Genomic DNA, 13703 nt, shown 5'->3' with positions numbered 1-13703 from the left:
GTATTAAAAACTGACTAATTAATATTTTCACTAACGACTTTATTCGTGTTATTAAACTTAGGTTTGTTAAAATAATAAAATAACATATCAACTTTATTTTTATACCGAACAAAACTTGATAAAACAGATTATATATCAATAGTTATTAAAATATAAAACATTAAAATTTCATTATTGTCCGATAAAAAGACAATTTTTTGTTTACTTACATCCTTTTTACGTGTTATTATTTCTTCAACCAAAGGAAATAAACAACATTTAAACACTTTGTTATTAAACTATTATCTATTATCAAGTTTCTACATCTGTACATTATCTTTATCAATTTAAGCAATAATAAAATTTAGGAGGATTTATATGTTTTTACTATTATTGGAAATTGTCATTATGGTCTCATTCATTATTTATGGTTTAGTTAAAGGCGGCGCATTAGGTTCAGGTATAACTTCGATTGTTGCATTATTCATTATGTTATTTATTTTTAAATTACCACCTTCTGCTCCACCTGTTACCGCTGTGCTAATTATTATCTCTATTGGAGTTGCTAGTGGTGCATTACAAGCCTCTGGTGGTATGGATTATATGATCTCTGTTGCGACAAAAATCATTAAAAAATTCCCTAAAGCAATCACAATCGTTGCACCACTTGTATGTTTCATGTTTGTATTCGGTATGGGAACTGCCATGATTAGTTTATCATTAGAGCCCATTATTGCTGAAACAGCTATTAAATCTAAAGTAAATCCTAAAGGAGCTCTAATCTCATCTGTTCTTGCTTCTAACATGGCTTTATTATGTAGCCCAGCTTCATCTTCAACTGCATTTGTTATTATGTTATTAATGCCATTTGGTATTTCAATGGGAACTTACTTAAGTATTGTTTTACCTTCAACAATTATTTCAATTGTCCTTTTAAGTTTAATTTTATTAGTTGTTAATAAAAAAGTTCCATTTAACGAAGACACGTTAATTGCTGGTGAAGAAATGGTTGAAGTAACAACTCATGACAACAAAGCAAAATATTCAACTTACGTATTCTTAGCATGTGTACTTGGTATTATCGTGTTTGGTTTATTCCCAGGATTATTACCACAATATACAGTTAACGGAGAAAATGTTAAAATAGCTACAGCAGACTTAGTTCAAATGTTCATGTATGCATCAGCTGCACTTAATCTTTTATTCTTCAAAGTTGAATCTAAAAAAATCTTAAATGCTCCTGCTACAATGAACGCTTTAGCTGCATCTTTAGTTGTACTTGGAGGTGGTTGGCTTGGTGGAACAATCTTTGGCTCACCAGGTAATCAAGAAACATTAACAAACAGCCTAGGAGCAGTTCTAGGAAGCTATCCTTGGGTTATTATTATTCTTTGTAGTTTTGTCGCTATGATTATTGGAGCACAAACAGCTGTTGCTGCAATTGTTTTCCCACTTGCTTTAGCACTTGGCGTATCTCCATTATTATTAGTAATTATCGTTCAATGTTTAAATGTTAACTTTATCATTCCAGCACAACCAACTATGTTACTTGCTTGTGAGTTAGATAGAACAGGACGCACAAAAACGTACAACTTTATCTTGCCAGGTCTTGCCATTACAGCTTTATCAATCTTTGTTTCTTACGGAATAACATTATTTATCTAAAACTATTATCAGGAGGCTACATATTATGATTAAAAATATCGAAAAATTAATTGAAGCTAAACAAAATGAATACTTTGAACTAAGTGACCGTATTTGGGATATTGCAGAAGTAAAATTCCATGAACAAGAATCAGCAAAAACAATTATTGCTTTCTTAGAAAAAGAAGATTTTAAAGTTGAAACAAATACTGGTGATATCGACACAGCTTTCATCGGTACATATGGCGATAAAGGTCCTATCATTGGTTTCCTAGGTGAATATGATGCTCTTCCAGAATTAAATCAAAAAGCAGGAGCAACAACTAAAGAAGCTGACCCAAGCTTAGGTACAACAAATGGTCATGGATGTGGACATAACTTATTAGGAACAGCTTCATTAGCTGCTGCTATTGCTACAAGAGACTATTTAAAAGAAAATAATATTGATGCTCAAATTAGATACTACGGCTGTCCAGCTGAAGAAGGTGGATCAGGTAAAACTTACATGGCTCGTGCCGGTGCTTTTGATGATTTAGATATGGCTTTATGTTGGCACCCAGGAACTGATAATGCGATTATCGGTTCACCAACATTAGCTAATATCCAAGCAGTATTTGAATTTAAAGGTGTGTCTTCTCATGCTGCTAACTCTCCTCATATGGGACGTAGCGCATTAGATGCTATGGAAATTATGAACATTGGCGCTAACTACTTACGCGAACACGTAACACCTGAAGCTCGTTATCACTATGCTGTTTTAGATGGTGGTGGTATGCAACCTTCAGTTGTTCAAGCTCACGCTAAATCTTTATACTTAATCAGAGCTCCTAAAGCTTTCCAAGTAAAAGATATTTACGACCGTTTAGTAAACTGCGCTAAAGGTGCTGCTCTAATGACTGGTACTGAAGTTGAAGTTCACTTTGACAAAGCTTGTTCAAACTACATGCCAAATAAAGTATTATCTAAATTAATGTCAGATACAATGTTTGAAGTTGGTGCTCCTAACTTTGACGAAGAAGACATCGCATTCGCTAAAGAAATGCATGCTTCATTATCTGAAGATGAGAAAAAATTCATGATGGTTCCTCCTGTAACTGCTGTTGAAAAACAAGTTTTAGGTGCTAACCAAGGTAAAGTTTTAGCTGACTATATCTATCCATTCAACGAAGCTTTAACAAACATTGTAATGCCAGGTTCTACTGATGTTGGTGATGTTAGTTGGGTTGTTCCAACTGCACAGTGTGTTATGGCAACAGAAGTAATGAATACCGCCTTACATTCATGGCAATGGGTTGCAAATGGTAAAACACCAATTGCTAAAAAAGGTATGTTACAAGCAGCTAAAGTAATGGCTGCAACTGCTATGAAAGCAATTGAAAACCCTGAAATTTTAACAGAAGCTAAAGCTGAATTAAAAGCTATCACCGATCAAACGCCTTACATCAACCCAATTCCAGCTGATGTAAAACCAAATAGTTTAGGTTTATAATAAAAAAGCTCCAATCACATGTAACTTGTGATTGGAGCTTTTATTTTTAATTTAACGGATTATCTTCAATTCTTTTTTTAGTATAAAACAATAAGAATGTACCCAAAATTGTGATTAATCCTTGAATGAGTAACATTCTTGGTGTTAATTCTTCTCCAGTTTTAGGTAAAAACTTCTGATTTGATACATTCGATTTTCCATTAGGAGTTTTCGGATTGGATGAACCTACAACACCTAATTCTGTCTTGCTTGATTCTGTTGTACTCGGTTCTGTTGTACTTGGTTCTGTCGGTTCTGTTGTACTTGGTTCTGTCGTACTTGGCTCTGTCGGCTCAGGAGTAACTGGTATCTCTTCTTTTGGTTTAACTGGGTCTACATCTTCTCCCTCAACCAATGCGATATTAATTATTTCTCCTACAGCCTCACTAGTTACTCTTGCTTGAAGTGATATGCTTATGTTTTGTCCACCTTTAATTTCATTAAAAGTAACTGAAACTTTATTTCCAACTGTCACTACTTGTTCTTTGTTAATATTAACTTCTTCTCCATTTACTTTAACAACAACACTATTTTTGATAAGTTGTAATCCTTTTGGAAGATTATCACTAATCTTAACATTAGAAATAATACTATTTTCAATAATGTTCTCAGCAGTTATTTCATAAGTTAAGATATCACCTAATTTAGCTATAGATGAATTTACCTCTTTTGTTGCTCTAAGTTCTCCCATTAAAGGCTCAATACTTGGTTTCGTCGTACTTGGCTCCGTTGTGCTTGGCTCCGTTGTACTTGGTTCCGTTGTACTTGGTTCCGTTGTACTTGGTTCCGTTGCGCTTGGTTCCGTTGTACTTGGCTCTGTCGTACTTGGCTCTGTCGTACTTGGTTCTGTTGTACTTGGTTCTGTTGTACTTGGCTCTGTTGTACTTGGTTCCGTCGTACTTGGCTCCGTTGTGCTTGGCTCTGTTGTACTTGGCTCTGTCGTACTTGGTTCTGTTGTACTTGGTTCCGTTGTACTTGGTTCCGTCGTACTTGGTTCCGTTGTATTTGGTTCCGTCGTACTTGGTTCCGTTGTACTTGGTTCCGTCGTACTTGGCTCCGTTGTGCTTGGCTCCGTTGTACTTGGTTCCGTTGTACTTGGCTCTGTCGTACTTGGCTCTGTCGTACTTGGTTCTGTTGTACTTGGTTCTGTTGTACTTGGTTCTGTTGTACTTGGTTCTGTTGTACTTGGTTCTGTTGTACTTGGTTCTGTCGTACTTGGCTCTGTTGTACTTGGTTCCGTCGTACTTGGCTCTGTTGTACTTGGTTCCGTCGTACTTGGTTCTGTTGTACTTGGTTCCGTCGTACTTGGTTCTGTTGTACTTGGTTCTGTTGTACTTGGTTCTGTTGTACTTGGTTCTGTTGTACTTGGTTCTGTCGTACTTGGCTCTGTTGTACTTGGTTCTGTCGGTTCTGTTGTTTTTTCAGGAATTAGTGGTTTATTTCTAAAATTATGAACCTCAAAACCTCCTGCTGATATCAGATTTTCAGCATATAAAGAACCGTTTAGCGAACCTCCCTTTGTATCAACGCTCGCATTAGGAGCATAAACATCTCCTATCAATCCATATCCTTCAATTCTTAAATCAGTAGCATTTGGTAAAACCCAAGTTAATTTACTTGCCATATCAAATAAAACATCGTTATTTGGTTTTCCTGTATCTATAGGAAAGCCTTTGTAAACAATACTACCTCTTGAAAATTTTAAAGACGGTTGGCTTGAGTAGATAATTACATGATCATAAGCATCTAAATTAGGTAAATAGATGTCATTAATGTCATGACTCTCTGCTGACATATCAACAAATAAAACACTATCACTCTCTTTCGACTCATAGAAATCAAATTGTGAAACCCACGCCTCTTTTTTATGATAAATAGTTTCTTCTGTTTGGTCTGTCATCATGGACTTGTATAATGACATTTCGTTAGCAATATCTGCTTTAAAAGAATTAAATAAGGCATCCATTTGTTCTTTCGACCAATTAATCATCGAAAAATTTGGATCTATATTAAATTTTTTTGATACTTGATACAAATCAGTGTGAATAAAGTTTCCACCTTCAACAACTACTAAGGAATCTGAATTGTAATTTATATTGCCCGCAACCACTAGCCCTGGTGTTCCTTCATGCAAGCTTCCCTGACCAATAATGTTATGAGCATTGCTGTAAGAACCCGCATATGTAAATCCGCCATGTGTAATAATGTCTCCACCTATTGCAACTGATCCTTCTATATCCGCAGTATGTACTGTGTGGTCATTAAAGATGATACTGTTATAATCTCTATAGTTACTAGAAACAATTTTATTTGATTCAACAGCAAGTACATCTAATGGAACAACCAAAACACTTAAAAGTAACGCAACAATTGATACTAAACTACTTAATTTCTTTTTCAACACTATCCTTTAACCTCCTATTTTAAAAAACCATCCTCCCTATCGTAATTGGTCTATACATTATATTCAACGAACTTTACAATTCGTTCCCATTAAAGAGTAGTAAATGAACTTATTAAGCCTTTTCATTTTGAATTGTAAAAAAAGAGAAGCTCCTATTAGGATTCTTCTCTTTCAATCTATTTATGTATGATAAAAAACTGTTCTATTATTTACAATCTTGAACATATTTATACGTTGTTCCTAAAGAAACATCACATTTTTCCGCTATCTCTCTTAACGTATACGATTGATTATGATACAAATATCTAATTTCTTCAATCGTTTCTTCTGATACTTTAGGCCTACCACCTATTCGCCCACTTCTTCGAGCCTTTTGAATACCTCTTGTTGTTCGCTCACTAATGATAAAGCTTTCCATTTCAGCAATTTCAGAAACTAAATCATAAAATTGATGATTAGTAATTACTTGAAATTCACTTTCTTTATCTATTAATGTTAATTTGATATTTTTCTTATTCAAAAAAGTAAGAAATTGATCTAATTGTGTAATAGTTTTACCTAAACTTCTCAGTTCATAAACTACTAACTCATCACCTTCTTTTAACTCGTTAATACCATCTTCTTCAAGTATGATTTTTTTTACACCAAACTCTTTAATCCCTTCTATTTGTTCTTTTATATAAGCATCATCTAAAGATGAATAGACATAGCCAATTCGCTCCATTAAAAAACCTCCTTAAATATTTTTACTCTTTAAACTGATTAATTATGTTTTCTCAATTTTTCTAACTCTAGAATAAATTTTTCCCAGTCGGCAGCTTCAGGAGATGTCTCCCAAATCACTTGATAAATATGATTGTAGTTTTCAAAATAGACATCTGATAAAATAATATCTGTTTTATCATCTACAAACTCTTGATAATTAATTTCAAATCCTAAAAAACGTTTGATAATACCAAGCATTAAGTTGGTATATTTTTTTCCATCTGAAAAATCTACATACAAGTTAATAGGTTTACTGCTATTACTAACTAGCTCACCATTAACCAGAATTAACAAGTATTTATAAAATAAAAATTGATTTAACTTCCAAATCTCTTGGTTGTTTTTTTGCTCCTTGATATATGACTGACAAAATGTCACGTAATCGGGAAAACCATAAGCCACAGATTTACTATCTGGGCTTCTTAGTGGTTGCTTCATTGGTAATATGAAATACAGCGCATTAAAATGAATTAACTCTATTTGTCTCATATTATGATCAATATATGTGCTCAAATCAGGAAATCTATTCTTAGCAGCATTCATAAAATTGAAACCATAAATTTTAAAATTTTGATCGATTACATAATTTAAAAAATCCTCTTCTTCAATAAGCTCTTTTGCTTTTAAAAAACAGAATAGCTCATCTATTTCACAGACACATTTATCATTTGGAACAGACAAACCTAACTCCTTTAAAGTCTTTGTTAACCAAATTGCTGTTTCATTTTTCTTTAAATAAGAACGTTCAACATGAAGACTTTCTTTCTTTAAATAATTATTTTGGCTTGCTCTCAAAAACACAACATTTATATAATGAGATAATTTTATTTTAGGATATTCTTTTAGAGGTTGGTGACGATACTTTTCTAATTGATAGACAAAAATGATAGATTTTTCTTCTACTTTTTTTGGATAGATATCTAAATTTTGATTGTAAACCTTAGTGAATAAATAAGAAAAAAAGAGTCTAATTTTCTTTTCATTGCCAGATAATTCATTTTTTTTAGTGACTGTAAAACCAAATTGTTTCAAGTAAGTTCTTATCTCTGACATTTTATTATAAACAGAAGAATAACTAAGAAAATGATGTTCCGAATACTCATTAATTGATGTGAATTTTCCAAAAAATATATCACTTATTAAAGAAAATGCTAGTGAATTTTTTACTAATAAAAGTTCCAACTGACTTGCTGCACTATTTCCTTTTTTCTCTAACTTAACTCCCGCACTACTTGGAATAAGCTTAAACTCATTTTCTAAATGATATGTTTCAAAATCACTATTTAACTCATCTATCACTTTGTTCAATAAAAACTCAGATATTTTTAAATCTTTAATGATAACTTCCCTTAATTCCTTTTGTGACGATGCTTTTTCTATGTACCTAAGAAACTCCAACTTACGTAAATCTGCCTTCTCTAAAAAAAAATGTATCATCCCTATATAATCCTCTCCTCAATCATTTATTCTTCCATATAAAACTTTTCACAAACCCAAATTGGACATATTTTAATTTTAAATGCAAGAACTATTTTAATTTATTTTAAAAATATACAGTTTTTGATGCATAAATATGGAGTCATTAAAAAAAACTTATTAAATTATTAATTTTTATTTTTCTGGATAATTGTATTTTTTCAAAATAAACCCTTTACATTGTTTTGTTTTTCACTAATAGTGACACTTTCTTAAGGAATAGAGTTTTATCATCTTATTTTCATTTTTCTCATTATTTTCTTTTATTTAAAACCTGTTTAACGAACATAAGATATTTTCACTAGTTTTATAACACTCGTTATAATTGTTTGTCATTTTTTTGACTCTAAAACTGACTTATCTACTTTATAAAAAGTTAGAACTTGCTTTTCATAATTTTTAATTTTTTGGATATCTGATAATGCTTCTTTTAAACTCAACTTATCTGATGATAGCATTGCTGATTTTCGACTAACATTAATACCTAATTCTGACATCCCTTGATAGTACCTATTTAGCACTCTTTGACCATCTATTGTATTTAACGTGCTTGCTTTTTTTACACTGTAACCAGCTAAAGAAGTTACTACAAAATTGATTGTCTGATTTGCCTTTTCTTCATCTGTTTTCCCTTTTTGAATTCCTTCTAATTCTTTTTCTAAATCACGTAAATAATAAAACCCATCTTTAATGTTTTCCATATCTTCCGTTGAGAGATTAGTTGCTTGGTAGTAAGTAACATAAGCTGATAAACTTCCTACCATAGCTCCTAATAACAAACATGTTATTCCCCGAATTAAGGCTTTATTCTTCTGCTTTTTTAATCGAGATATTCTTTTTTTTGCTTTTTTTTGTTTACTAGCAGTTCCAGTTTTTTTGATGTTACTTTTACTCATGATAAAAGTAATAAAAAAATAGACAGAGCAAATTAAAAAAATAATGGTTATTGCTACCCCGATAATAAATAGCCATTGCAATATATCCATTAATTACGCCCCCTATTTATTTTTTCTATTGGATTGAGATTTTCTACTTGATTTTTTTTTGCTTTTTTTTCCACTACGTTTGTTTTTTATTATTTTTAAAACAGCAAATAAAAGACCAATAACAACTAATGCTCCAGCAACGATGACTGTAACTATTTTCCAATCTAAGCCACGATCTTGAACAAGACCTACGTCGCGCTTGTTGTATTTATCTGCTTCTTCTTTGGTAATCGTAAAATCAAGAGTCTCTTCCCATTTTTGATCCCCTATGCTAGCTAACACCTTAGCTCTGTAATCTCCTGGTACCATCTGTTCACCAGCCATAGATACATAAAAATCCATTTGAGAATTAGGAGCGATTGACATGCCTGTTTGCTTTCTTTCATACAGAACTTCTTCCGAACCTTTTTTTGTAATTTGACTCTCAATATCTAGCGTATTTTTTACAAGCGTTCCTTTAATATTTGATAGATTAATAACCACTGAATTTCGGTAATTTCTTTGAGATCCTTGTGCTTTATTAAATTTTATTTCAGGTTTTACTTTTGTTTGATTGTTTCGAAGCCTCATCGCTACAACATAACTATAAGTATTTCTAACTGTTGCGCCTTCACTCTGTGTTTCTTCTTCTTGATCAGCTTTCTTCATTTGAATACCGCCTAGAATCGACCCTTCAAAAGCTGTTTCAGGCATTTTAATTTTTATTGGAACTGATTTTACTTCGCCTGCCTTCACCTCAACTTTTTCTGGTCCTGAAACGATTTTTTCAAATGGAAACTTTAATGATTTATCGTTTTCAATATTAGTTGGTCCGTATTCTATTATTCCATTTGAATTGGTTTTCGTTCCATTTATTGATAGATTAACTGTCACATTCTTTTTTCCACCGTTACTGATATTTAATGTCACAGTCTCTTCTACACCTGGACTTAGTTCTAAATCAAAGAAACCATTTTCTCCACCAATTTGGCTTTTTGGATACTCTATTTTATAGTTAAATCCAACGACATTATCCATCTCATCATCAGCAAATGTTATGACTGGTGATAACAAAAATAGTAATACACCTAACAACATTCCTTTAATCATTATTCGACTCTTCTTATTGGTTATTTTTTGCATGTTATTCCCCCACTTTTGATTATTGTTCTTGTTTTCATGTACCTTATTAATTGAACATTTACTAAAAAAAGCTAAGCTGATGAAAGATGTCATCAGCTTAATTAATCTAGTAAATGATAGGCTAAATAATTTTGTTATGCTTCTGGCGTTGCTTCTGCAACGATTGACCATTCAATATCAGAAGTGTAGCTTCCACCAGCCATTGATGATGCTGTGTTCGCTGGAATTACTAATTGAACTGAGTTAGCAGTTGTATCATCTGTATTAACATTTGTTGATGAACCGTATTCTACTGTCCACATACCTTTACCAACTTTTTCAGCATTTTCAGCTGTTGCTACGATAGCTGATTTGTCATATTCTAATAACACTTCTGGTTCAAAAGCAGGCTTAATTCCTGTAGCACCAGTCGCTGTTGCTGACCAAGGATTGGTTAAAGTAATTGTTGCTCCTGTTAACTCATCAGCACCTTGTGTAAATTGTTTAGTCATTTTAGCTGAAACTGTATATCCATTAGAGTCAGTACGTAAGTCACCAAATTGTAAAATAGCTCCACGTTTTTGTTCTCCATCTGCTGTTGTAAATGTGTTTGGTGCAGCAAATGTTGATACTTCACCTGTCGATGTTTTAACTGTTCCAAATTGTAATTCTGGTGCATGAGAAATTTCTAAAGGTCCCATTTCTGGATTTGGGTTAGGTTTTACATCTGGTAATTCTGGTAATTTTTCATCTGGTTTTTCTGGGTCAGTTACGCCTGTATCTGGATCGATTGTTCCTTCTTCAACTGTTACATGACCTTGAGTTGTCATTGGGTCTCCTGGTGCTGGTGCTGCTGATGCCACTACTCCTCCAAGAATAAATGTTGATAATACTGCTGCACATAAAGTTTTTGCTTTCATTATGTTATTCCTCCTATAATTTTTTTCTTTTTTTATTGATAGTCATTTTGACTTGTTCAATCATTTTTTAGACAGGTTTCTTTATGGAGTTGCCTGTAAAATCCATGTTAACTCTATTTGATAACGACCTGGTACAATCGTTGTTTTATCTGGGACTGATAAATTAATAGCTGAATTAGTAAACATTTCTTTATCAAAAATCGGGTCTACTATAGCCTTACCAGTATCATCTTTTAATTTAGATAGTGTATTCTCTTGACCAGCCTTATTTTCTGCTGAGGCTCCAAAAGATAATAACCATGTTCCATTTCCAGCCCCTTGCTCTGCTGATGCGATTTGATAGCCGTTTCCAATTGAATCAATTGAGATAGCATCTCTAAACATGACGGGTGATTTACCAATACCACCTGAGTTAGCCCAACCTTTATCAAAAGATAATCTAGCTCCATTAAGTTCAATGCCATTATCATTTTTAAATTGTGTTTCTTGTTTTAATTGAAGATTCCATCCTGGTTGTCCCTTACGTAAATCCGTTATTTGGATATATGAAGCTCTAACCGGTGTTTCTGAATGAAATAATTGAGCCAGACTTTGGTATTTTCTATTTGTTTTTGTAATTTTTGCATCTGCAAAATTAATGGTCGATACAAAGTCTATTCTTAATTCACCATCAGTTGATGGTCCTTCTCCTGGATCAACTGGTTTTAAAGGATCTTCTGGATCTAATGGCTTTGTTGTATCACTCGCTTCCACATGAACATTGCCATTTGTCGAAAACCCATTTTCAGCGTTAACTACCATAGATTTTGATATTAGAGTTAGGAAGGTTACTGAAGATAGCGTAAACATAATCAATAACTTATTTTTCATACTTCCTCCTCCTTTTCAAAAGAACCCATCCTACAAAGGCCGTTAATACTAATCCCCATCCGTAAAATGTACCATTGCCTTTTTGTTCCCCAGTCTTTGGTAAAAATGTTTTACTATTTGAACCAGTCTGATCTTTTGGATTAGGAGTTGGTTTTGGTTCTTTAGTAGGTGGTTCTTCGCTTTGATAAAATGTAATACCACTTTTAGAAGAAACCTGCCCACCTGCTGATTCAGCTTTCACGCTTATTTGGTTAAAAGACATGAACAATATCGTACAAAAAATTACTTTAATTAGTTTTTTCATCATGGAGTCGCCTCCATGAGTTGCCATTCAATTTCACCTGAATATTGTCCTTTTAACACTTTTGATTTAGATGGGTCTACAACAAGTTTAATACCGTTAGAATCTTTGGTCGTTCCCCATGTATCTGAGATGTTTACACTATCACTAGTTCCTGAAGTATCTTCATTCGATTGATAAACATCTTGTAGTTCTTCGCTTAAGATAATATTTTTTCCATCATTGACATATTGTAGTGAATCAACTAATTTAATAGATTCGTCATCTACCTTAGTCATTTGAGTAATCAACTTAGCTCCTAGAATCCATTTAGACTTTCTTGCTCTAGTGTCATTAATAATTAAATCTTGATCATAAACACCATCGTCTACCCTTTTAATTGTTGCATCATAGGTTACAGCTCCAAAATTAATCACTGTAGGGGCTGATGTAAGTTCTAAAGTACCAAAAACCTCCGTTGTCGATACTTCACCTTCTGCTTGATAGGTTTCTTTTTCATGAGTTTCATTTTCAGGTCCCATGACAAAATTTTTCTCTCTTGGAGAATTACCTACTGCTATAGCTTTGTTTGTTATTACTTTTCCAACAGAAGACGTAGTTAACTTCACTTTAAAACTAATATTCATTTCCTCTTGAGATTCCAAATCACCTATTAGTATTTTCAATTCCCTAGTGCTTTCATCATAATCATAATCTGCTTCTGAAATTGGAACATTATTGATTTCTATATCTGCAGTTTTTTTATCAAATAATAAGCCTTCTGGTAATTTATCTGTGACTACGATATTTTTCCAATTTGTTGCTAGTTCAAGAGGTTTGTCATTTTTGATATCAATCATGTAATTTAATACATCTCCAACCTGAGAACTTTCTCCTCCTGATGAGATATATGATTTACTTACTTTAGGATTATCCGGAAGGACATCAGTTGTTAATTTCCTTAGTCCTTTATCAAATCTGAAATCACCTTCATCACTACTAATAGCATTGTGATATCCCAAATATTTATCATAAGCATCAATTTGTTCATTTATATTTCCCCATACTCCATCTGGTTCCATCGTATAAGTCTCTGGTAATGTGTATACGATATCTTTTGATAATTCTGTATTATCTTTTATATACACATCAATATTGTCCTCTTTTTCAACATATTTAGATAAATCAACTTCCCACTTACCTTCTTTTACTATGCCGTAAACTGGTTTCACTTGGTCATTTAGCAACCATTCATTATTGACCTTAACGAATACTCTAGCTCCTTCTTCATCACTAGTTCCTGATATTTGTTTAGTTGCGTTTGTTACTTTAGCATCTGATTTCACTTGAGAAGGTGGTCTTACATCAATTGTTTTAACTGATTCTTTAACCCACTTATCATTATCGGAAGGATATCCTATATGCGTCTTGTCAGGTGACGGGTTAGTTTCCATTCCTGCACCACCACGCCAAGCACTAAGTACTTCTACCTGATCTCCTTCTTCAAAGAATTCTCCATTTTTATTTTCTATTGCAAACATACCTGCTCGTTCTTCTTCACCATACACTGACAAACCTTCACTCGTATCACTTGCACCAATTGTTTTACCTTTTAATTCATATCCTGAATAATTCATAGCTTTAATTCTTTGGTACATTTTATTGAAATATGTATCACTAATATCCCTATCAACTGATTTTGACTAAAAAGTTACTTCAAACATTCACTGTTCAAAAATATTGAGGAATA

11 protein-coding genes are annotated in these 13703 nt (G+C 32.9%); 2 read left to right on the top strand and 9 right to left on the bottom strand.

What is annotated here, in order from left to right; genetic code table 11:
* Positions 1 to 357: 357 nt before the first annotated feature.
* Together ACODH8_RS12905 and ACODH8_RS12900 are read left to right on the top strand one after the other, a co-directional pair.
* Positions 358 to 1644, top strand: a complete 1287-nt coding sequence (locus ACODH8_RS12905; protein WP_332466658.1) for an anaerobic C4-dicarboxylate transporter family protein — start codon at positions 358 to 360, stop codon at positions 1642 to 1644.
* Positions 1645 to 1669: 25 nt separating this feature from the next.
* Positions 1670 to 3112: a M20 family metallopeptidase gene (locus ACODH8_RS12900; protein WP_332466659.1), complete on the top strand. Its 1443-nt coding sequence runs from the start codon at positions 1670 to 1672 to the stop codon at positions 3110 to 3112.
* Between the two features lie 46 nt (positions 3113 to 3158).
* On the opposite strand, the gene ACODH8_RS12895 is transcribed toward ACODH8_RS12900, so the two are convergent.
* From ACODH8_RS12895 to ACODH8_RS12855, 9 genes are all read right to left on the bottom strand, one after another.
* Entirely contained in the window at positions 3159 to 5555 is a 2397-nt protein-coding gene (locus tag ACODH8_RS12895; RefSeq protein ID WP_420517762.1) for a collagen-binding domain-containing protein, read from the bottom strand.
* A 205-nt stretch (positions 5556 to 5760) separates the two neighbouring features.
* The gene (locus tag ACODH8_RS12890) at positions 5761 to 6279 is read right to left on the bottom strand and encodes a recombinase family protein (RefSeq protein WP_332466662.1); all 519 of its coding nucleotides are present in this window, start codon (positions 6277 to 6279) and stop codon (positions 5761 to 5763) included.
* Between the two features lie 38 nt (positions 6280 to 6317).
* On the bottom strand, positions 6318 to 7757 hold the full coding sequence (locus tag ACODH8_RS12885) for a helix-turn-helix domain-containing protein (RefSeq protein WP_332466663.1): 1440 nt from the start codon (positions 7755 to 7757) through the stop codon (positions 6318 to 6320).
* Between the two features lie 371 nt (positions 7758 to 8128).
* Entirely contained in the window at positions 8129 to 8782 is a 654-nt protein-coding gene (locus tag ACODH8_RS12880) for a hypothetical protein (protein ID WP_420517761.1), read from the bottom strand.
* Positions 8783 to 8794: 12 nt separating this feature from the next.
* Positions 8795 to 9904, bottom strand: a complete 1110-nt coding sequence (locus tag ACODH8_RS12875) for a DUF916 and DUF3324 domain-containing protein (protein ID WP_420503934.1) — start codon at positions 9902 to 9904, stop codon at positions 8795 to 8797.
* Positions 9905 to 10038: 134 nt separating this feature from the next.
* On the bottom strand, positions 10039 to 10803 hold the full coding sequence (locus ACODH8_RS12870) for a WxL domain-containing protein (protein WP_420503935.1): 765 nt from the start codon (positions 10801 to 10803) through the stop codon (positions 10039 to 10041).
* An 81-nt stretch (positions 10804 to 10884) separates the two neighbouring features.
* Positions 10885 to 11673 carry a WxL domain-containing protein gene (locus ACODH8_RS12865; RefSeq protein WP_420517760.1) on the bottom strand — a complete coding sequence of 263 codons (789 nt, stop codon included), beginning with the start codon at positions 11671 to 11673 and terminating at the stop codon, positions 10885 to 10887.
* Positions 11663 to 11980 carry an LPXTG cell wall anchor domain-containing protein gene (locus ACODH8_RS12860; protein ID WP_332466668.1) on the bottom strand — a complete coding sequence of 106 codons (318 nt, stop codon included), beginning with the start codon at positions 11978 to 11980 and terminating at the stop codon, positions 11663 to 11665. Before ACODH8_RS12860 ends, ACODH8_RS12865 begins: the two co-directional genes overlap by 11 nt.
* On the bottom strand, positions 11977 to 13590 hold the full coding sequence (locus ACODH8_RS12855) for an isopeptide-forming domain-containing fimbrial protein (protein WP_420517759.1): 1614 nt from the start codon (positions 13588 to 13590) through the stop codon (positions 11977 to 11979). The genes ACODH8_RS12860 and ACODH8_RS12855 overlap by 4 nt, the downstream gene beginning before the upstream one ends.
* Positions 13591 to 13703: the final 113 nt, after the last annotated feature.

Origin of the sequence: Vagococcus fluvialis (assembly GCF_048815235.1) — a bacterium.
Taxonomy (GTDB): Bacteria; Bacillota; Bacilli; order Lactobacillales; family Vagococcaceae; genus Vagococcus.
Note: the sequence above shows the minus strand (reverse complement) of the source record. Positions and strands in the feature narration are given on the sequence as shown.

Excerpts from the sequence above, each read along its gene's own strand:
- ACODH8_RS12905 (WP_332466658.1), top strand. The coding sequence starts at position 358 with ATGTTTTTACTATTATTGGAAATTGTCATTATGGTCTCATTCATTATT.
- ACODH8_RS12900 (WP_332466659.1), top strand. The coding sequence starts at position 1,670 with ATGATTAAAAATATCGAAAAATTAATTGAAGCTAAACAAAATGAATAC.
- ACODH8_RS12890 (WP_332466662.1), bottom strand. The coding sequence starts at position 6,279 with ATGGAGCGAATTGGCTATGTCTATTCATCTTTAGATGATGCTTATATA.
- ACODH8_RS12885 (WP_332466663.1), bottom strand. The coding sequence starts at position 7,757 with ATGATACATTTTTTTTTAGAGAAGGCAGATTTACGTAAGTTGGAGTTT.
- ACODH8_RS12880 (WP_420517761.1), bottom strand. The coding sequence starts at position 8,782 with ATGGATATATTGCAATGGCTATTTATTATCGGGGTAGCAATAACCATT.
- ACODH8_RS12875 (WP_420503934.1), bottom strand. The coding sequence starts at position 9,904 with ATGCAAAAAATAACCAATAAGAAGAGTCGAATAATGATTAAAGGAATG.
- ACODH8_RS12870 (WP_420503935.1), bottom strand. The coding sequence starts at position 10,803 with ATGAAAGCAAAAACTTTATGTGCAGCAGTATTATCAACATTTATTCTT.
- ACODH8_RS12865 (WP_420517760.1), bottom strand. The coding sequence starts at position 11,673 with ATGAAAAATAAGTTATTGATTATGTTTACGCTATCTTCAGTAACCTTC.
- ACODH8_RS12860 (WP_332466668.1), bottom strand. The coding sequence starts at position 11,980 with ATGATGAAAAAACTAATTAAAGTAATTTTTTGTACGATATTGTTCATG.
- ACODH8_RS12855 (WP_420517759.1), bottom strand. The coding sequence starts at position 13,590 with ATGAATTATTCAGGATATGAATTAAAAGGTAAAACAATTGGTGCAAGT.